Source organism: Pseudomonas sp. AM14(2022), assembly GCF_036346455.1.
In the GTDB taxonomy this organism is placed as follows: Bacteria; Pseudomonadota; Gammaproteobacteria; order Pseudomonadales; family Pseudomonadaceae; genus Aquipseudomonas; species Aquipseudomonas putida_A.
The window spans coordinates 1-20049 of the sequence record NZ_JAOTNY010000029.1 but is presented as its reverse complement, the minus strand read 5'-3'; the positions used below and the strand labels follow the sequence as shown (position 1 = coordinate 20049).

Genomic DNA, 20049 nt, shown 5'->3' with positions numbered 1-20049 from the left:
AGTCACCTTTTGCATCGACTGATACACCGCCTTCGCGAGCAAGCCCGCTCCCACAGTTTTTTGTATGGCAGAAACAGCTTAGGCGTTACCCGCCAGCTTCATCCGCGCCGCCTGGGTGAAATCCAGCATGCGCTTCAACGGGCGGATCGCCTGCGGAATCAGCGCCGGATCGACAAAGATCTCGTTCGTCCCTTCCTTCAGGCTCTTGAGCGTGCGCTCAAGGGTGTTCATGGCCATCCACGGGCAATGTGCGCAACTGCGGCACGCCGCGCCGTTACCGGCGGTTGGCGCCTCGATGAAGACCTTGTCCGGGCACAGCTGCTGCATCTTGTAGAAGATGCCGCGGTCAGTGGCGACGATCAGAGTCTTGTTCGGCAGGCTTTGCGCGGCAGCGATCAACTGACTGGTGGAACCTACTGCATCCGCCAGTTCGATCACCGAGGTCGGCGACTCCGGATGCACCAGAATCGCGGCGTCCGGGTACAGCGCCTTCATGTCTTCGAGCTGCTTGGACTTGAACTCTTCGTGGACGATGCAGGCACCGTCCCACAGCAGCATGTCAGCGCCGGTCTTGCGCTGGATGTAAGTGCCCAGGTGCTTGTCCGGGCCCCAGATGATGGTCTCGCCGTTGTCCATCAGGCTTTCGACGATCTCCAGTGCGCAGCTCGACGTTACCACCCAGTCAGCCCGGGCTTTGACCGCGGCCGAGGTGTTGGCGTACACCACCACCGTGCGCTCCGGGTGCTGATCGCAGAACGCCGAGAACTCGTCCACCGGGCAACCGAGGTCCAGCGAGCAGGTCGCGTCCAGGGTCGGCATCAGCACGCGTTTTTCCGGGTTGAGGATCTTCGCGGTCTCGCCCATGAACTTTACGCCGGCGACCACCACGGTCTTGGCCGGGTGAGCGTTGCCGAAGCGCGCCATTTCGAGGGAGTCAGACACACAGCCGCCGGTTTCTTCGGCCAGGGCCTGAATCACCGGATCGCAATAGAAGTGGGCCACCAGCACCGCGTCCTGAGCCTTGAGCTCGGCGGCGATGGCGGAACGGTAGTAGGCCTCTTCCTCGGCAGTCAGCGGTTTGGGCTGTTTGGCATCGAGGTGGGCTTGAACCAGAAGGCGTTCGGAAATCTGCGTCATGTTCGCAAGACCTGCAGGCGCTTTCGCGCGAAAGTCGAGTATACACCCGGCTCCGGACCACTTGAGGGTACCGCCGGGAGAGTGAGTATTATCAGGCACGGACAGCGTTGAAGCTGCGCAAGGCTACAGAATATCCCGTTGATACAAAAGATGATTCTGACCTGTGTCAGCGCAGGCAACGATCAAGGGAGAGGTGCCTGAATCGCAGGCAAAAAAAAACCCGGAAATCCTCACTTTCGTGGGCCTTCCGGATTTTCTAAACCGCCAAATATGGTGGGTCGTGTGGGATTCGAACCTACGACCAATTGGTTAAAAGCCAACTGCTCTACCAACTGAGCTAACGACCCGCTGTGTGGTGGCGCGTATAATACTGATTTTTAAGGACTATTCAACACCTTTTTGAAAAAAATCAAAAATAAGGTGTTGGATCGCTTACACCGGCCGCTGCGAAGCCTTCTGCACGCAGGCGGCAGCTGTCGCATTTGCCGCACGCGCGGCCTTCATCGTCCGCCTGATAGCAGGAAACGGTCAGGCCGTAATCCACGCCCAGCTTCACGCCCGCCTGGACGATCTGCGCCTTGCTCAGGTTCTGCAGCGGTGCCTGGATGCGGAAACCGTTGCCTTCCACACCCGCCTTGGTCGCCAGGTTGGCCATGCGCTCGAACGACTCGATGAACTCCGGACGGCAATCCGGGTAACCGGAATAGTCCACCGCGTTGACCCCGATAAAGATGTCACGCGCGCCAAGCACTACAGCCCAGCCCAGTGCCAGCGACAGGAACACCGTGTTGCGCGCCGGTACGTAGGTCACCGGGATGCCCTCGCCCAGCTCTTCCGGGACGTCGATGCTGGTGTCGGTCAGCGCCGAGCCGCCCATGCCATTCAGGTTCAGGCCGATCACTTTGTGCTCGACCACACCCAGATCGCGAGCGACGCGCGCGGCGGCATGCAGCTCTGCATGGGAGCGCTGGCCGTAATCGAAACTCATGGTGTAACAGGCGAAACCTTCGGCTCGGGCCATTGCCACGACCGTGGCCGAATCCAGACCGCCCGACAGTAAAATCACTGCACGCTGTTCGGTGGTGTTCAGTTGTTCAGTCATCTCAGCGCCCCGGCTCGTCATTCCAAAGATACTTGTGCAGCTGTAATTGCAGACGCACCGGCAGGTTGTCTGCCACCACCCAGTCCGCCAGATCCCTGGCATTGAGGTCATGATGACTTGGGGAAAACAGCACTTCACCCGCACGTTGATCGAGACCGTACTGGATCAGTTTGGAAACCGCCCAGTCATAGTCGTCCCGCGAACAGATGACAAACTTCACCTGATCGTTGGGCGTCAACAGTTCGATGTTTTCGTAGCGGTTGCGGTGCGCCTCTTTGGAGTCCGGTGTCTTCAAGTCGACCACGCGACTGACGCGCGAATCTACCGCCGAGATATCGAGTGCACCACTGGTTTCCAGTGACACTTCGTAACCGGCATCACACAATTGCTTGAGCAACGGGATGGCATTGGGCTGCGCCAGCGGTTCACCGCCGGTCACACAGACGTAGCGCGGGCGAAACCCGGCCACTTGTTCGAGGATATCGTCGAGGGTGCGGATCGTACCGCCGCTGAACGCATAGGCGCTGTCGCAGTATTGGCAACGCAATGGGCAACCGGTCAGGCGCACAAAAACCGTGGGCAGCCCGGCAGTCCGCGTTTCCCCCTGCAACGAGTAGAAAACTTCGGTAATTCTCAATGTGTCTTGCATAGTCGCCACGGGCGTAACAGCTAAACAGGCTGTCCGCCTCCGTCAGGCACTTCAGGCAACCCCGCCAACGCGTAGATCACCAGAAGCGTGTTTCAGAAAAAGGGCGTGAATTCTAACGAAAAAACCCGCGACAAGCGCGGGTTTCTTCCAAACGGGTCAAACACACTTACATGCGTTGCAGATCGCGTTGGGCCAACTGAGCAGCGGAGGTCCCCGGGTATTGGGAAACCACCTGTTGCAAAATGCCTTTGACCTTGTCGGTGTGACCGAGGCGGCGCTCTACATCAGCCAGCTTGTACAGCGAATCCGGCACTTTGGCGTGCTTGGGATAGAGCTGAGAAACTTTGGCAAAAGCCTGACCTGCACCTTGCAGATCGCCCTTGGCCAGGTTCACTTCGCCCAACCAGTACTGGGCATTGCCCGCGTATTGGCTGTTCGGGTATTTGCGCAGGAATGCCGAGAAAGCCTGGCTGGCCTTGTCGAAATCCTTGGCTTTGATCAGGTCGAAAGCGGCATCGTAATACAGCTTTTCCTTGGCCGGATCACCCGGTTCGCTACTTGCAGCAGGTGCCTGGGCGGCAGCAGCCCCGGCACCAGCGGCAGCACCGGCGGCAGCACTTGCATCGCCACCGGCAGAAGAATTCTCAGGAGTCGCGGCAGGTGCAACACCGGATCCTATGCGCCGATCAAGATCCTGGTATCGCTCCAGGGATTCCTGTTTCATGCGCGCAACCTGATTCTGCAGTTCTTCGATCACACCTTGCTGGCGCGATATCTGATCCTGCATCTGTTGCAGTTGGTTGAACAGCATGCCCTGTGCCGAGGCAGGGGCCGAAGCCGCTCCCCCGGCATAGGCGCCGTTCGTACCGTAACCCGCAGGCGGATAACTGCTCCCGCTATTGTTATAACCGGAGTTGTCATCGACCACAGGAACCGCAGCCCACGCCGCAAGCGGCGCGAGGCTGAGAGCCAGAACAGTTACAGCACGACGGCACGTTCGCATATCGAATTACTTACGCAGTTCGACGCGACGGTTTTGAGCCCAGGACTGCTCGTCGTTGCCGGTAGCAACTGGACGCTCTTCGCCGTAGGAAACCAGTTCCAGCTGAGCTGGGGAAACACCTTGCAGTACCAGGTAGCGCTGAACGGCTTTCGCACGACGCTCGCCCAGTGCCATGTTGTACTCACGAGTACCACGTTCGTCGGTGTTGCCTTCCAGAACAACGCGAGCGCCGTTTGCTTTCAGGTCTTTGGCGTGAACGTCCAGAGCGCGCATGGCTTCTGGCTTCAGGTCCGAGCTGTCGTATTCGAAGTAGAAGGTGGTGATTGCGCGCAGAGCAGCTTCTTCGCTCAGGGAACCGTCAACGGCACCAGTGTTTGCGCCGTAACCAGCGTTTGGATCAACAGCGCCTTCACCGGCGTTGTCGCCGCCTTTGGACGAGCAACCTACAGCTACAGCCATGGCCAGAGCCAGCGCAGCAAATTTACCAAACTTCAGCATTTCCATCGTGAAACTCCTAATGAACCCCAGTGTGTTAAGTAAAACGTAAAGCGCCGCGTCAGTTCAGGTAAGGGGACCAGGACGGTTCTCTGACTTCGCCTTGTGCGGTAGGAAGCGGGAGCCTCACGCGTCCATTAATGGACACGAGCATCAAGACTCCCCGGCCCTGCTGGCGGGTGGCGTAGATTACCATGGTGCCGTTGGGCGCAACAGTAGGTGACTCGTCCAGAGTGCTATCAGTGAGGATCTTTACACTACCTCGCTGCAAATCCTGGGCCGCCACCTTGAAATTGGTGAAACCATCCTGGCGATGGATCATCACCAGAGTCTTTTCATCAGCCGAAAGCTTCGGGTTGGCGTTGTAGTTGCCAATGAAGGTCACACGCTCGGCACCACCGCCGCTGGCGCTGGTTTTGTAGATCTGCGGCTTGCCGCCACGGTCCGAGGTGAAGTAGATGGTCGAACCATCCTTGCCCCAGTACGGTTCGGTGTTTATGCCAGGACCTGCAGTCACGCGAGTGATCTGACGCGAACCCAGGTTCATCACATAGATATCCGGGTTGCCGTCTTTCGACAGTACGAAAGCCAGGCGATTGCCATCTGGCGACCAGGCTGGTGCGCCGTTCAGGCCTTCGAAGTTGGTGATCTGCTCACGGCGACCGGTGTCGATGTTCTGCATGAAGATCCGTGGACGCTTCTGCTCGAACGACACGTAGGCGATGCGCTTGCCATCCGGGGCGAAACGCGGCGACAGGATCGGCTCGCGCGATTGCAGCAGAGTCACGGCACGGGCACCGTCGTAGTCCGAACGCTGCAGGGTGTAGCGAGTGTTCTTCTCGGAGAAACGCTCGGCTGTCACGTACAGCAGACGGGTCGAAAACGCACCTTTGATACCGGTGAGTTTTTCGAACGACTGGTCAGAGATGAAGTGCGCCATGTCGCGCAGTTGCTCGGTGGTACCGGAAACACTGCCGTCAGCCACTTTCTGCTCGGTGGCCACGTTGAACAGTGCCCACTGCACCTGCAGACGACCACCCGCAGGAGCAATGCTGCCGACCATCATGTATTGAGCACCCACCGCCTTCCAGTCACGGAAGATGATTTCACTCGGCTGGCTTGGCTGGCTGATCATGTTTTGCTTTGGAATCGGCGAGTAGTAGCCCGAGTTCCGCAAATCGTTACCAATGATTTCAGCCATATCGTCCGGCAGCACCGCACCGCCCTGCATACCGAACGGTACGACGGCGATCGGGGTGGCCCGATCGCTGCCGCTGGTGACCAGAATGTTCTTTTCATCAGCCATCGCGATCCCTGCCATGCAGCAGATCACGACCAGCATTCCTCGAAGAAGGTTTCTCACAAGGCTAGATCCTCAGGTGTGAATGTCATCTTGAATGAACGATACGGAGCGAAATCGCTCGGCTTCATTCCCTGCATTTCTGTCAAACGTCCAATATTCTTCACTGCCGCGACTGCCGACGCATCGAACGGACCATCGCCACTGGACTTGGCCACGCTGACCGAAGTCACCGTACCGTCCGGCAACATGCCGATTTGCAGCACGACCGTCATGCCTTTGCGTGCCGAAGGCGGACGCGCCCAACCTTCCGCTGCCCGCGCACGAATCAGGTCATCGAAACTGCCCGCGACTTCGTCACCCTGCTCATCGGCCAAGGCCTGCTGACGCTGTGGCGTGTCGGAAAGCAAATCTGCCAGGGCCTGAGCCTTTTTCTCTTCAGCGGATTTACGTGCCGCTTCCTGCGATTTCTTCTTCGCAGCATCGGCAGCAGCTTTCTTCTTCGCTTCGTCGGCGACTTTCTTCTTCGCCTCTTCAGCTTCAGCTTTTTTCTTGGCGTCTTCGGCGGCTTTCTTCTTCGCGTCTTCGACGATCTTCTTCTTGGCTTCTTCAGCGGCCGCTTTCTTGGCCTCTTCTTCAGCCGCCTTCTTGGCTTCTTCTTCGGCTTTCTTCTTGGCTATATCAGCCAATTGTTTCTCTTCTGCCTTCTTGGCCTCGGCTTTCTTCGCATCGTCGGCTTTCTTGGCTTCATCAGCCTTTTTCGCCTCGTCCGCTTTCTTCGCCTGATCGGCCTTCTTGGCTTCCTCGGCCTTTTGAGCCGCTTCTTCTTTCTTTTGTTCCGCAGCCTTCACCGCTTCCTGCTCGACCTTTTTCTGTTCCATCTGCTCGACTTCGGTCTGGCGCGCGGCGGATTTCTTCGCCTCACCCGCAATCTTCTGATTGGTCTGGGTGGTTGCCTGACTTTTCGATTTCAGTTGGTACAGGGTCGCCTGGACAATCGGCTTGGCCGGCGGCAACTCGGGTGTAAAGGCGAAACTGACGAACAGCATGCCGAACACCAGCACGTGCAGGACAATCGCCAGAACACTAGGCCAGAAGTAGCTTTCCGAGGCGGACGGCTCTCGCTGTTGCTGCATCAGGGGGCCTCGGTAATCAAACCAACATTACCGACCCCGGCTTTCTGCAACCCGCCCATGGCACCCATCACGGCGCCGTAGTCGACCGACTTGTCGCCTCGGATAAAGACCTGGGTACGCTTGCCGCCTTCGGTGCCGGCGCGAATGATCTTGGTCACCGCGTCAGTCATCTGCGGCAGGGTCATTGCCCTGTCCTGCTGCTTTTCGGTATCGACTTCGCTGCCAAGGTTCCAGTAGTAGGTCTTGTCAGCCTTGATCGAAATGGTCAGCACCTGAGTGTTGTTGTCCTGCGGCAAGGCTTCGCTGGAAACCTTGGGCAGATCCACTTTCACGCCCTGATTGAGCATCGGCGCGGTCACCATGAAGATAACCAGCAGCACCAGCATCACGTCGATGTATGGCACCACGTTCATCTCGGCGACCGGCTTGCGCTTGTTTCGGGCTCGAGCGATTAAAGCCATCGGGAAATACCTGCTTATTCTTCGCTGGTGTGCACTTTGCGGTGCAGGATCGCCTGGAACTCATCGGCGAAGGTGTAGTAGCGGCTCAGCAAGGTTTCGCTGCGGGCAGAGAAACGGTTGTAAGCGATAACGGCCGGGATCGCGGCGAACAGGCCGATCGCGGTGGCGATCAGGGCTTCGGCAATACCCGGGGCCACGGTGGCCAGGGTCGCCTGCTGGGCGCTGGCCAGACCGCGGAAGGAGTTCATGATGCCCCACACGGTACCGAACAGACCGATGTACGGGCTGACCGAACCAACGGTGGCGAGAAACGGCAGGCTCTGCTCCAGCTTCTCTTCCTCGCGGGAGATGGCAACGCGCATGGCACGGGCCACACCTTCCATCACCGCTTCCGGATCGACGCCTGGCTGCTGACGCAGACGGGAGAACTCCTTGAAACCGGCACGGAAGATCTGCTCCACACCCGAATCCGGATCCGGGTTGCTGCCGGCCTGACGGTACAGCTTGGACAGATCGATACCCGACCAGAAGCGCTCTTCGAAGCTCTCCAGGGCGCGTCGACCGGCACGCAGCAGATTGCTGCGCTGAAAGATCATGATCCATGAGGTCACCGATGCGGCCACCAGGGTCAACATTACCAACTGCACCACGATGCTGGCATTGCTGACCAGGCTCCACATGGAGGAATGGTCGACGACGTTAGCTTCCACGCTTTATCTCCTGCTTTGAGTGTGTACCCGTGCCGCCCGCGTCGGCAAAGGCCGCACGCAAGGATTCGGGCATGGCCCGGGGTTTCAAACTTTCGGTGCGCACGCAGGCCACCAGAAACTGCCCTTCACAGAGCAGCACATTATCCGTGGCCCGCCTGACCTGCTGTTTGAAGCGCAGGCTGGCACGGTTCAATTCGATTACATCAGCGCTTACCAGCAGTTCGTCGTCCAGTCGCGCCGGCGCGTGGTAGCGCGCTTCGCTGGAATGCACGACAAACAACAGGTCCTCCCCGGCCAGTTCCGACTGGGCAAAGCCCAGCGTCCGGAGCCGCTCGGTTCGAGCCCGTTCCATAAACTTGAGGTAATTAACGTAATACACGATGCCGCCCGCATCGGTGTCCTCGTAATAAACGCGACAACGATGTGCGAACGGCTCAAGCCCGTTTTGCGCGCGCATACTCTAGTGCTTACTCCTCGGGTTGCCAATCCGGCCAGGCAACTGTTTTTTCAGTGTTTAAGGCTTTACCGCAAAAGTACCGTCCTGTGACAGTACAAACGCTGAATAAATCGCCAAAAAATGTGTATCAATCGTCCACGGCATCGAGAAACTCGTCTGCCACGGGCATTTCACCCATTCGTGACGGAATGTTTAAACCGAAATGCAGGTACGCATGCCGTGTCACCACCCTGCCCCGTGGCGTACGCATGATGTAACCCTGTTGAATCAGGTACGGCTCCAGCACATCTTCGATGGTATGGCGCTCTTCACTGATCGCCGCCGCCAGACTGTCGATACCCACCGGGCCGCCATCGAACTTCTCGATCATGGTCAGCAGCAGGCGCCGGTCCTGATGGTCGAAACCGTGTTCATCGACGTCCAGCAGGTTCAACGCCAGATCGGCCACCGACTTGGTGATATGGCCCTTGGCACGGACTTCGGCAAAATCGCGCACCCGCCGCAGCAGGCGGTTGGCGATCCGCGGTGTACCGCGAGCGCGACGAGCGATTTCGAAAGACCCCTCCGGATCCAGCGGCAAACCGAGAATCGCCGCCGACCGACTGACGATCGTCGCCAGATCCGCCGTGCTGTAGAACTCAAGACGCTGGACGATACCGAAGCGGTCACGCAACGGGTTGGTCAGCATGCCGGCACGGGTGGTGGCGCCAACGAGGGTGAACGGTGGCAGATCAAGCTTGATCGAGCGCGCCGCCGGCCCTTCGCCGATCATGATGTCGAGCTGGAAATCTTCCATCGCCGGATACAGCACTTCTTCAACGATGGGCGACAGTCGATGGATTTCGTCGATGAACAGCACGTCGTGCGGTTCCAGATTGGTCAGCAGTGCCGCCAGATCTCCCGGACGCTCGAGCACCGGACCGGACGTGCTTTTGATCGACACGCCCATTTCCTGGGCAATGATGTTGGCCAGCGTGGTTTTACCCAGACCCGGCGGGCCGAAGATCAACGTGTGATCCAGCGATTCATTGCGACCACGCGCCGCCTGGATGAACAGTTCCATCTGCTCGCGCACGGTCGGCTGGCCAATGTAGTCGGCCAGACTGACCGGGCGAATGGCCCGATCCTGGACTTCTTCGCGCTCGCGCGGGCTGTGCGCGGCGGCGATCAGACGATCAGCTTCAATCACTTAAATCATTCCCTTCAGGGCGCGGCGAATCAGGTCTTCACTGCTCAAATTCTTGTCCTTGATGGCGGTAATCGCCTTGCTCGCTTCCTGCGGCTTGTAGCCCAGGGAAATCAGCGCGCTGACCGCATCGTTTTCAGCGGTGTTGACCGGCGCCGGGCCGTCCGGCTGATTCGGCACCAGGGCGAACATGGCCGGCGAGGTTTCCCAGGCCTTGAAGCGATCCTTCAGTTCAACCAGCAGGCGCTCAGCGGTTTTCTTGCCGACCCCCGGGACCTTGGTCAGCGCCGAGGTGTCCTGGGATTGCACGCAGCGAATCAGTTCATCGACTTCCAGGCTCGACATCAAGGCCAAGGCCAGTTTCGGCCCGACACCATTGAGACGGATCAACTCGCGAAAAAAGTCTCGCTCACGCTTGCCGGCGAAACCATAGAGTAACTGCGCGTCTTCGCGTACGACCAAATGGGTGTGCAGCGTCAGCGGTTCACCGACCGACGGCAGACGATAAAGGGTGGTCATGGGCACTTCCAGCTCATACCCGAGGCCGTTTACATCCAGAATCAGGTGCGGCGGCTGTTTCTCAGCCAGGGTGCCGCGCAAGCGTCCAATCACGTTTCAGATCCTTGAGCGTTGGCCAGCCGTGGGCTGGCGACAGATGGAAGGCGGGAATCGGGCCGACGACCCAGGCGCGAAATCCGCATTCCGCAAAAATGATTGCTGATGCTATCAGAGACGCAGGCGCCCGCCACGACTGCGTGCGGTTCCCAGGCCATGCGGCAGCAGGCTGGAACGGGTGTGCGCGTGACAAATCGCGATGGCCAGGGCATCCGAGGCATCGATCTGCGGTTTGCTGGTCAGCTTGAGCATGTGCATGACCATCATCTGCACCTGTTCTTTATTGGCGGCGCCGGTGCCGACCACAGCTTGCTTGACCTGGGTGGCGGTGTACTCGGCAATCTCCAGGCACTCTTCAGCGCCAGCCACAATCGCCGCGCCACGAGCCTGCCCAAGTTTGAGCGCCGAGTCGGCGTTTTTCGCCATGAACACTTTTTCGATGCCCATGGTCACCGGGCCATAGGTCTGAATGATTTCACGCACGCCGCGATAAACGATCTGCAGCCGCTCATGCAACTCACCGGCGCCGGTACGGATGCAGCCCGAGGCCACATAGATGCAGCCGCCGCGGCCGGTATCGCGAACAATCCCGTAACCGGTGATGCGCGAGCCGGGGTCGATACCCAGAATTAAAGTCATAACGCCTGCGGAGTCGGTAAAAACAAGAAATTCATAACAGCGAATATCCAATGTGGGAGCGGGCTTGCTCGCGAAGGTGGTGTGTCATTCAGCATTGATGCTTGCTGATACGCCGCCTTCGCGAGCAAGCCCGCTCCCACATTGAAGCCTAGTCGCTCTTAACCGAGCTGAGCGGCCACATCTTCGGGAATGTCCGCGTTGGAGTAGACGTTCTGCACGTCATCCAGATCCTCGAGCATGTCGATCAGCTTGAGCACCTTCTCCGCGCCTTCCAGATCCAGTTCGGCACTGGTGGTCGGCTGCATGACGATTTCCGCGTCGTCACCCTTGAACCCGGCCGCTTCCAGCGCGTTACGCACCGCATAGAAGCTGGTGAACGAGGTGAACACATCGATCGAGCCGTCTTCATGGCTGACCACATCGTCGGCATCGGCTTCCAGCGCCGCTTCGGTCAGGGCGTCTTCGTCAACGCCCGGGGCGAAGCTGATCTGCCCTTTGCGTTCGAACAGATAGGCGACCGAACCGTCGGTGCCGAGGTTGCCGCCGCACTTGCTGAATGCATGGCGTACGGCCGCTGCGGTACGGTTGCGATTGTCGGTCATGCACTCGACCATCACCGCCACGCCGCCCGGGCCGTACCCCTCATAGGTCAGCTCTTCAACGTTGTCCGCTTCGGTCGCACCGGCACCACGGGCCACGGCGCGGTCGATGATGTCACGGCTCATGTTCGCGCCGAGGGCCTTGTCCAGGGCCAGACGCAGACGCGGGTTGGAACCCGGATCACCGCCGCCCTGACGGGCCGCAACGGTCAGCTCACGGATCCACTTGGTGAAGATCTTGCCTCTCTTGGCATCCTGACGTTCTTTGCGGTGCTTGATGTTCGCCCACTTGGAATGACCTGCCATAACTCGCTCCGAATTCTCTTTGAAACGTTGCCCGCCCCGCTCACGCAGTGGCCAGCAAACAAAAAAATCTCGACCTGCTCTCTATAGAAAGAAAAAAGGCGCATCCGAAGATGCGCCTTCAGGCCCGTCTTACTCAGCCTTTGGCGTTTCGCGCAAACGAATGTGCAGCTCGCGCAGTGCCTTGGCATCCACCACACCCGGTGCTTGCGTCATGACGTCCGCAGCACTCTGGGTTTTCGGGAAAGCGATCACTTCACGGATCGACTGGGCGCCGGTCATCAGCATCACCAGACGATCCAGACCGAAGGCCAGACCACCGTGCGGCGGCGCACCATACTTCAGCGCGTCGAGCAGGAAGCCGAACTTCTCTTCCTGTTCCGCTTCATTGATACCCAGCAGGCGGAACACCGCTTGTTGCATTTCCTTGCGATGGATACGGATCGAACCGCCACCCAGCTCGGTACCGTTCAGCACCATGTCGTAGGCGCGTGACAGAGCGCCGGCCGGATTGGCTTCCAGCTCTTCAGGGGAGCACTTCGGTGCGGTGAACGGGTGGTGCAGCGCCGAGAAGCTGCCGTCGTCGTTTTCTTCGAACATCGGGAAGTCGACGACCCACATTGGCGCCCACTTGCAGGTCAGCAGATCGAGGTCGTGGCCGAGCTTGATACGCAGCGCACCCAGGGCTTCGCTGACGATCTTGGCCTTGTCGGCACCGAAGAACACGATGTCGCCGTCAACCGCGCCGACGCGATCGAGGATCACGTTGAGGTTGGCTTCAGGGATGTTCTTCACGATCGGCGATTGCAGACCTTCAACACCGGCAGCGCGCTCGTTGACCTTGATGTACGCCAGGCCCTTGGCACCGTAGATGCCGACGAACTTGGTGTAGTCGTCAATCTGCTTGCGCGGCATGCTCGCCCCGCCTGGAACGCGCAGTGCAGCGATACGGCATTTCGGATCGTTGGCCGGGCCGCTGAACACCTTGAATTCGACTTCTTTGAGTTGGTCGGCAACGTCGACCAGTTCCAGCGGGTTACGCAGGTCCGGCTTGTCGGAACCGTAACGACGCATGGCTTCTTCAAAGGTCATGTGCGGGAATTCGCCGAATTCCAGATCCAGCACTTCCTTGAACAGGTTGCGGATCATGCCTTCGGTCAGGCCCATGATGTCTTTTTCGTCGAGGAAGCTGGTCTCGATGTCGATCTGAGTGAACTCAGGCTGACGGTCGGCACGCAGGTCTTCGTCGCGGAAGCATTTGGCGATCTGGTAGTAACGGTCGAAACCGGCAACCATCAGCAGTTGCTTGAATAGCTGAGGCGATTGCGGCAGCGCGAAGAACGAACCGGCGTGAGTACGGCTCGGCACCAGGTAGTCGCGGGCGCCTTCCGGGGTAGCACGGGTCAGAATCGGTGTTTCGACGTCGAGGAAACCGTTCTCGTCGAGGAAGCGACGGATGCTGGTGGTCATGCGCGAACGCAGACGCAGCTTCTCGGCCATTTCCGGACGACGCAGGTCCAGGAAGCGGTAGCGCAGGCGGGTTTCTTCGCCGACGTCGGAGTATTCGTTGAGCGGGAACGGCGGGGTTTCCGACTCGTTCAGCACTTCCAGCTCGTAGCCCAACACTTCGATCATGCCCGACGCCATGTTGGCGTTGGTCGCACCGGCCGGACGCAGACGCACCTTACCGGTGATCTTCACGACGTATTCGCTGCGCACGCGATCGGCGGCGGCGAAGCTCTCGGCGCGATCCGGATCGAACACCACCTGAGCCAGACCATCACGATCACGGATATCGAGGAAAATCACCCCGCCGTGGTCGCGACGACGGTGAACCCATCCGCAAAGGGTAATTTCCTGGCCTTCCAGGCTTTCGTTCAGTTGGCCGCAATAATGGCTGCGCATCATGGTAGTGGTTTCGCTTCTCGTAATTCGAAATTCGGTGGAGATCCCGTCGCACTCAAGCACTGCGAAATCTCACGCGTGTCGTTCGACCTGGGCCTGAACCCTAGTCAGATTTGTCGCCACCGGCCAGATTCTTCTTGGCTCCGGTCTTGAAATCGGTTTCGTACCAACCGCTGCCGCTGAGGCGAAAACCCGGCATGGACAGCTGTTTCTTGAGCTCTGGCGCCTGACAGGCAGGGCAGTCGACCAGCGGTGCCTCGCTGATCTTTTGAATGGCTTCCAACTGATGACCACAGGAAGCACATTGATAATCGTACATCGGCATGGGGGTGTCTCGGCGATCAGATTGCCACCGCGCGCAGGGCTTTGCGGCGAAAGAGCGGGATTATATCCATTAAATGCGGGCTGTGCAGCCGTAAGACTGCACAGCCCGCCACGTCATTTCAAGTATTGCCCGTTCAGGGCATGACGGCCGCCGGAGTATCGCGCAGGCCATTCATCACGCACACCACCCGTACCAGACCACTGAAGTTTTTCACCCCGCCGTGGCGCAGGTGCACCTGGCGGTCCACATGGGACAGCAGCGTACTGACCGAGCAGCCATTGTGCCCAGCCATGTCACCGAGAATGTTCCAGTAAACCTGCTCGAGCCTCAAGCAAGTGGCAAAGCCGTTCAAACGCACTGATCTGGCCAGCGGCCGGATCAGCTCGAAATCGAAATCGCTGACAAACGGATCGACCTTCATTTCCCGTTGCGAACCGACATGCTCGCATCGCCTGTCTCCACCTACCATATCGCTGACACTCCTTTGTCATCGCTGCTTTTATAAAGACAACATCCTGTGCCTTCATAAAAACGCAGACGCAAAGTCAGCGCCAGATGACTAGTTGCCCAGCAGCGTAGGATAAGCCGACATCTTCAGTAAGATTTGAAACAGTATGCGGACATCCACACCTGCGGACGTCCGCGCACCGGACTATCAGGCCTCGAGCAACGCGCGCAACATCCACGCGGTCTTCTCATGCACCTGCATGCGCTGGGTCAGCAAGTCGGCCGTCGGCTCGTCACTGACCTTGTCCAACAACGGGAAGATGCCGCGAGCGGTGCGAGTGACCGCTTCCTGGCCGTCGACCAACTGCTTGATCATGTCCTCGGCACTTGGCACCCCGACTTCTTCTTTAATAGAGGAGAGACGCGCGTAAGTCGCGTAGGCACCCGGCGCAGGAAAACCCAGAGCGCGGATACGCTCGGCGATCAGATCCACCGCCAGCGCCAGCTCGTTGTATTGCTCTTCGAACATCAAATGCAGGGTCCTGAACATGGGACCTGTGACGTTCCAGTGGAAGTTATGGGTTTTCAGATACAGCACGTAGGTGTCCGACAGCAGCCGCGACAGCCCCTCGACGATGGACTTGCGGTCTTCTTCACTGATACCGATATCGATTGCCATGTTTACCCCCTAAGGCGATTGAATTCATCCAACAGGTGCAGACCCACTCTAGCAAGGCAGCCGCCACCTCGCAGCTGGCAATCTTCACTCGCCATGCGACAAATCGACCGGGCACGTGCCGCTGGCCGGGGTAATTTGAGTAGCTGCAGGCTTTGCTGTTAAATAGGCAGTGTGTCGCTACGCCCCATTTTTCGGGGGTGTCGCGCATAGGCTGATGCCGGGCACGTGTCCAACGCCTCTTTATTGTTCCGAAGCGAACCGTGCGCCTTCAGCTCTTCCTTGTGAGCCGTCATAACGTGAGCCAATCAAAATGTTGAAAATCGTCCACCTGCTAATGGGCGCAGCGGCCTTGCTGCTGTCGTTCATACCTAGCTTGAAATCCGAAGCCGTTCCTTACCTGCAACAACCCGATGCACTTTACCTGGCCTTTTTCGGCCTGCTGAATCTGGTCATCGCTCCAGTGATTCCTTACTGGAACAAAGGCCCGCGCCAGCATCTGCAAAATCTGGTCAGCGCTCTTCTCGTGCTGACTGTCGTCCTGCAAACCCTGACCCTGATCGCACCGATGCCAGTCATCGCCGGTCAACCGGCGGTGTTGTTCAGCCTGGTGATCGCTCTGGTTGCCGTGGTCCTGCATCTGGCCATCAGCTTCTACAAGTCTTCACCGGCCGCCGCACCGACTACCTATGACATGAGCAACCGCGATACCGGTACCGTCAAGTGGTTCAACACCTCCAAAGGCTTCGGCTTTATCTCCCGGGATTCCGGCGATGATATTTTCGTGCACTTTCGTGCAATCCGTGGCGAAGGCCATCGCGTACTGGTCGAAGGCCAGCGCGTGGAGTTCTCGGTGATGAATCGGGACAAAGGCCTGCAAGCCGAGGACGTGATCGCCGCCCTGCCGCGTCGCTGATCCAAGGCAATAAAAAACCGCGAACAGCCAGGCTGCTCGCGGTTTTTTTACGCCTGCATAAAGGTGTTGGCATCAGTAATGCGGTGGTGGCGCCTCTTCCTCGAAAGAATCGAACTGCCCGACCATCTCCTCCTGACGCTTGAGCAACCCCGCCATTTGCAACTGCAGGCGCTCGATCACCCGCTGCTGCGCCACCAGTTCGTCGTTCAACGCCTGAATGGTGTCATCCTGAAAAGCCAGACGGCTTTCCAGATCGGTGACGCGTTCTTCAAGGTTCATGGTTCAACCCTCCAGAAACGTGAAGTGTTCGGTCAGCACCAGACGCAGCCGCTCACGAATGCTCGCGACCTGCTCGGCGCTGTAGGGTTTGGCCGGGTGCTTGCCCCAGACCGGCGCCGGCCATGCCGCATCGTCACGCTTGCGCACGATCACATGCATATGCAACTGGCTGACAACGTTGCCCAGCGTCGCGACGTTCAGCTTGTCGGCATCGAACAAGTCCTTGAGCAACTCGGCCAGCGCCGTGGTTTCCTGCCACAACTGCTGCTGGTCGGCGACATCCAACTGAAACAACTCGCTGATATCGTCGCGACGAGGCACCAGGATGAACCACGGGTAATTGGCATCGTTGGACAGCAGCAGCCGGCAGAGCGGGAAATCGCCGATGGTCAGGGTGTCCTGTTGAAGTCGTGAATCTAAAGCAAACACTGCGTGCACTCCCGGCTGATCTACACAATTCAGCTTAGCGGCCATCCAGACAGGCAAGACGCCAAGCGACAGGCAGGCAGCATACCTGCGAATGCGCCGCGCTTCACGATGCAGTGCAGGGTCAGGCCACCACAGCCCTGCCAAGAGACATTCAAGAAGGTTGTGCACCATCCCGGAGCGTAAGCCGGCCTCGAACACGAGCAAATTCCCGAAACAACCTGAACCACCCGACTGCAGAAGCACCGCAAGCTGTATGAATCCAGTACAGCCTGTAAATTTTTTGCACCAAAACCGCACAGTGCGTCTACGCTCAGTGCGTCGGGCATCCGCCAAATACTCACTGACGGGGTGAACCGGTAACGTTTTTGGTTGTCATGGCCCCACGCAAACCTGACAACACGATGCAAAGGTATGCGTCAAGCCCCTGATACAAAAGGGCTTGAACCCCCGTTTTTATGCGGTTTTTACAGCGAAAGGCGGGTGTGCAGAAAAATAAACGTGGCAACCCTGCACTTTGTGCACGCTTGTTGCATTGAGACACGCATGGTCTATAAGCGCACCACGGGAAGTGGCAGCTTGAGACCAACCAAACACGGTGGCAGGGTTGCCCCAATGGAGATTCAAGTGTTTTGCCAGGGACTCTTTTTTACCGATGCAAAAAGGCCCAGAAACAGCGATAAAGTTGTCAGCCCGGCTGCATGGGTACTGTGAATTTGCGACATCGACCAAGCCATTTGCGACCTCGTCGTAAAGAACATGAAAGGTTGTATGTGCAAGTATCGCCAACAATGTCGGCGTGATATAAGTTTGCGCCGACACAAAAAGAAAGAGCCGCCCAGATAATAAAACAGGTGGGACGGCAGTACTCTTCTAAAACCAAAGGAGCAAATCACGATGCGCGTGATGAAGTGGAGCACAATCGCACTGGCAGTTGCAGCAGCAGCCAGTACTCAGTTGGCTACGGCCGCCCCGTTTGTTAGTGACCAGGCAGAAGCCAAAGGTTTCGTTGAAGATGCAAAACTCACCGAAACGTTGAAGAACTACTACTTCAACCGCGACAACAAGAACGGTGGCGCTGACCAGAAGGACTGGACCCAGGGTTTCCTGACCAATTTCAACTCCGGTTACACAAGGTACTGTCGGCGTAGGTATTGACGCTTTCGGCTACCTGGCTCTCAAACTGGACGGCGGTGACGGTACCTCCGGGTCGGGCAACATGAGCCGTAGCGATGTTGTCAATCCGAACAACGGCGCTCGCGACGTCAATGACAGCCAAGGCAAAGCCGGCGCTGCCATTAAATTCCGCATCTCCAAAACCGAACTGAAAGTCGGCGACCAGCAGCCAAGTACTGCTCCTGTGTTCGCAGTTGGCGGCTCCCGTATCATTCCGCAAACTGCCAGCGGCTTCCAGCTGCAGAGCAGCGAAGTCAAAGACCTTGACCTCGAAGCCGGTCACTTCTACTCGGCGACCAGCCAGGACAAAAACGCCCGTAACGGCGGCCTGTATGCGAACTACGCTGGCGTAGAAGCCAATTCGATCGACTATTTCGGCGGCAAATACGGCATCACCGACAACCTGAGCGCATCGCTCTACGGTGCCAAGCTGGAAGACGTCTGGAACCAGTACTACGCGAACGTGAACCTCACCACCCCATTCGGTGGCGACACTTCGCTGAACACTGACTTCAACATCTACCGCACCACCGATACCGGTGACAAGCTGGCAGGTGACATCAGCAACACTGCCTTCTCCCTGGCAACCGCGCTGTCGTTCCTGAAGGCACACACCTTCACCCTGGCCTTCCAGAAGGTTAACGGCGATACCCCGTTCGACTACGTCGGCGTGGGCAAGAACAACCGTGGCGGCGACTCGATCTTCCTCGCCAACTCCATCCAGTACTCTGACTTCAACGGTCCAGGCGAGAAATCCCTGCAAGCCCGTTACGACCTGAAAATGGCCGAGTACGGCGTACCTGGCCTGAGTTTCATGGTTCGTTACGTCAAAGGTTGGGATATCGACGGTACCGGTCTGGCTGCAAACAGCCAATACCGCACCAGCACTGGCGCACCGCTCTACGGTGAAGATGGCAAACACCACGAAACCAACTTCGAAGCCAAGTACGTTGTTCAGTCTGGCCCAGCGAAAGATCTGTCGTTCCGCATCCGTCAAGCCTGGCACACTGCCAACGCCGACCAGGGTGAAGGCGACGTTAAAGAGTTCCGCCTGATCACCGAATACCCACTGAACATCTTGTAATCGTCAGTGGTTAGTTTGGAAGCATAAAAAAAGGCCCATCTTCGGATGGGCCTTTTTATTGCCTGTCACTTGTAATAAATGCCTGACCAACAAGTCAGGCATTTAATTAGCAACCTATCATTGTGTTGCCGATTCCTGAACCACACGAATCACACGCTGTGGAAACGGAATATCAATACCGGCAGTCTTTAAACGATCACGCGACTGTTCGTTAAACATGAACATCACGTCCCAATAGTCTGCAGTTTTAACCCACACACGCAGGGAAACAGTGATCGAACTGTCACCCAACGTCGAAATGACCGCTTGTGGCGCAGGGTCCTGCAACACGCGCTCATCCTTGGCCAGATCCAGCAGCACCTGACGGGCCTTTTGCAGATCAGCTTCGTAATCCACACCCACGTCAAACACCACTTTGCGGGTTGGTTGACGGTTGGTGTTGGTGATGATGCCGTTCGACAGATTGCCGTTCGGGACGATGATGGTCTTGTTGTCACCGGTACGCAGCACGGTGTGGAAAATCTGGATGCTGTCGACAGTACCCGCCACACCTTGCGCTTCGATCCAGTCACCGATACGGAACGGACGGAACAACAGAATCAGCACGCCGCCGGCGAAGTTCGCCAGGCTGCCCTGCAACGCCAGACCGATGGCCAGGCCGGCAGCACCAATCGCGGCCACGAACGAGGTGGTTTCCACGCCGATCATCGAGGCCACGCTGACGATCAGCAGCACCTTGAGAATGATGTTCGCCAGACTGCTGATGAAGCCTTGCAGCGCCAGGTCGGCATTACGCAGCGCCAGCAGACCGCCGAGTTTTTGCGTGACCTTGTTGATCAGCCACCAGCCAATGGCCAGGGTAATCACCGCCAGCAGCACGCGGCTGCCGTATTCCATGATCATCGGAATCCACGCCTGGGACGCCTTGACCAGGTTGTCTACCTCAGCATTCAAATCCATCTTCCATCTCCTGATTTCCGGCTACCCGGGCTGTACACATATAAAAAGTGGGAGCGGGCTTGC

Annotated in this window: 22 protein-coding genes, 1 tRNA gene and 1 pseudogene; 2 read left to right on the top strand and 22 right to left on the bottom strand. The window is 58.0% G+C overall.

All coding sequences use genetic code 11. The features are described 5' to 3' along the window. Positions 1-78 precede the first annotated feature (78 nt). The 19 genes from nadA to V3W27_RS27635 form a co-directional block, all read right to left on the bottom strand. Positions 79-1137: a quinolinate synthase NadA gene (nadA, locus tag V3W27_RS27725; protein ID WP_003227499.1), complete on the bottom strand. Its 1059-nt coding sequence runs from the start codon at positions 1135-1137 to the stop codon at positions 79-81. Between the two features lie 271 nt (positions 1138-1408). Beyond that, a tRNA-Lys gene (locus tag V3W27_RS27720) sits at positions 1409-1484 on the bottom strand. 62 nt (positions 1485-1546) lie between these two features. Then, entirely contained in the window at positions 1547-2239 is a 693-nt protein-coding gene (queC, locus tag V3W27_RS27715) for a 7-cyano-7-deazaguanine synthase QueC (RefSeq protein ID WP_330208040.1), read from the bottom strand. A gap of 1 nt (position 2240) precedes the next feature. After that, positions 2241-2888, bottom strand: coding sequence for a 7-carboxy-7-deazaguanine synthase QueE (gene queE, locus V3W27_RS27710; RefSeq protein WP_027612537.1), 648 nt, complete (start codon positions 2886-2888; stop codon positions 2241-2243). Positions 2889-3054: 166 nt separating this feature from the next. Further along, on the bottom strand, positions 3055-3891 hold the full coding sequence (gene ybgF, locus V3W27_RS27705; protein WP_047296035.1) for a tol-pal system protein YbgF: 837 nt from the start codon (positions 3889-3891) through the stop codon (positions 3055-3057). 6 nt (positions 3892-3897) lie between these two features. Next, on the bottom strand, positions 3898-4395 hold the full coding sequence (gene pal, locus V3W27_RS27700; RefSeq protein ID WP_003178634.1) for a peptidoglycan-associated lipoprotein Pal: 498 nt from the start codon (positions 4393-4395) through the stop codon (positions 3898-3900). Positions 4396-4447: 52 nt separating this feature from the next. Next, positions 4448-5728 carry a Tol-Pal system beta propeller repeat protein TolB gene (tolB, locus tag V3W27_RS27695; RefSeq protein ID WP_164747834.1) on the bottom strand — a complete coding sequence of 427 codons (1281 nt, stop codon included), beginning with the start codon at positions 5726-5728 and terminating at the stop codon, positions 4448-4450. Positions 5729-5745: 17 nt separating this feature from the next. After that, the gene (gene tolA / locus V3W27_RS27690) at positions 5746-6822 is read right to left on the bottom strand and encodes a cell envelope integrity protein TolA (RefSeq protein ID WP_097085954.1); all 1077 of its coding nucleotides are present in this window, start codon (positions 6820-6822) and stop codon (positions 5746-5748) included. Continuing rightward, positions 6822-7274 carry a protein TolR gene (gene tolR, locus V3W27_RS27685; protein ID WP_161794900.1) on the bottom strand — a complete coding sequence of 151 codons (453 nt, stop codon included), beginning with the start codon at positions 7272-7274 and terminating at the stop codon, positions 6822-6824. The genes tolA and tolR overlap by 1 nt, the downstream gene beginning before the upstream one ends. Before the next feature lie 23 nt (positions 7275-7297). Continuing rightward, the gene (gene tolQ / locus V3W27_RS27680) at positions 7298-7993 is read right to left on the bottom strand and encodes a protein TolQ (protein ID WP_007912733.1); all 696 of its coding nucleotides are present in this window, start codon (positions 7991-7993) and stop codon (positions 7298-7300) included. After that, on the bottom strand, positions 7983-8450 hold the full coding sequence (gene ybgC / locus V3W27_RS27675; RefSeq protein WP_047599520.1) for a tol-pal system-associated acyl-CoA thioesterase: 468 nt from the start codon (positions 8448-8450) through the stop codon (positions 7983-7985). The genes tolQ and ybgC overlap by 11 nt, the downstream gene beginning before the upstream one ends. 127 nt (positions 8451-8577) lie before the next feature. Next, positions 8578-9639, bottom strand: coding sequence for a Holliday junction branch migration DNA helicase RuvB (gene ruvB / locus V3W27_RS27670; protein WP_330208039.1), 1062 nt, complete (start codon positions 9637-9639; stop codon positions 8578-8580). Further along, positions 9640-10248 carry a Holliday junction branch migration protein RuvA gene (gene ruvA / locus V3W27_RS27665; RefSeq protein WP_003227522.1) on the bottom strand — a complete coding sequence of 203 codons (609 nt, stop codon included), beginning with the start codon at positions 10246-10248 and terminating at the stop codon, positions 9640-9642. It lies immediately after the preceding gene. Positions 10249-10362: 114 nt separating this feature from the next. Next, positions 10363-10890 carry a crossover junction endodeoxyribonuclease RuvC gene (gene ruvC / locus V3W27_RS27660; RefSeq protein WP_007962095.1) on the bottom strand — a complete coding sequence of 176 codons (528 nt, stop codon included), beginning with the start codon at positions 10888-10890 and terminating at the stop codon, positions 10363-10365. 158 nt (positions 10891-11048) lie between these two features. Further along, positions 11049-11795: a YebC/PmpR family DNA-binding transcriptional regulator gene (locus V3W27_RS27655; protein WP_003227527.1), complete on the bottom strand. Its 747-nt coding sequence runs from the start codon at positions 11793-11795 to the stop codon at positions 11049-11051. 129 nt (positions 11796-11924) lie between these two features. Further along, complete coding sequence (aspS, locus tag V3W27_RS27650) at positions 11925-13700, bottom strand: aspartate--tRNA ligase (protein ID WP_003227530.1); 1776 nt, start codon at positions 13698-13700, stop codon at positions 11925-11927. Between the two features lie 100 nt (positions 13701-13800). Then, complete coding sequence (locus V3W27_RS27645) at positions 13801-14022, bottom strand: FmdB family zinc ribbon protein (RefSeq protein WP_003227532.1); 222 nt, start codon at positions 14020-14022, stop codon at positions 13801-13803. A 133-nt stretch (positions 14023-14155) separates the two neighbouring features. Beyond that, a complete protein-coding gene (locus V3W27_RS27640) occupies positions 14156-14491 on the bottom strand; it encodes a ribbon-helix-helix domain-containing protein (RefSeq protein WP_247269719.1) in 336 nt (111 codons plus the stop codon). Between the two features lie 186 nt (positions 14492-14677). Beyond that, complete coding sequence (locus tag V3W27_RS27635; protein ID WP_007912745.1) at positions 14678-15148, bottom strand: Dps family protein; 471 nt, start codon at positions 15146-15148, stop codon at positions 14678-14680. A gap of 310 nt (positions 15149-15458) precedes the next feature. Between V3W27_RS27635 and V3W27_RS27630 the strand changes: the two genes are divergently transcribed. After that, entirely contained in the window at positions 15459-16061 is a 603-nt protein-coding gene (locus V3W27_RS27630) for a cold-shock protein (protein WP_027612531.1), read from the top strand. Positions 16062-16133: 72 nt separating this feature from the next. Here V3W27_RS27630 and V3W27_RS27625 read toward each other — a convergent pair whose 3' ends face one another. Together V3W27_RS27625 and V3W27_RS27620 are read right to left on the bottom strand one after the other, a co-directional pair. Beyond that, a complete protein-coding gene (locus tag V3W27_RS27625; protein WP_330208038.1) occupies positions 16134-16340 on the bottom strand; it encodes a SlyX family protein in 207 nt (68 codons plus the stop codon). Between the two features lie 3 nt (positions 16341-16343). After that, entirely contained in the window at positions 16344-16769 is a 426-nt protein-coding gene (locus V3W27_RS27620) for an HIT family protein (protein ID WP_027612530.1), read from the bottom strand. Positions 16770-17663: 894 nt separating this feature from the next. On the opposite strand from V3W27_RS27620, the pseudogene V3W27_RS27615 reads away from it, so the two are divergent. Then, positions 17664-19026, top strand: a pseudogene (locus V3W27_RS27615) (OprD family porin). 117 nt (positions 19027-19143) lie between these two features. Here V3W27_RS27615 and V3W27_RS27610 read toward each other — a convergent pair. Next, positions 19144-19986 carry a mechanosensitive ion channel family protein gene (locus tag V3W27_RS27610; RefSeq protein WP_007912753.1) on the bottom strand — a complete coding sequence of 281 codons (843 nt, stop codon included), beginning with the start codon at positions 19984-19986 and terminating at the stop codon, positions 19144-19146. Positions 19987-20049 lie beyond the last annotated feature (63 nt).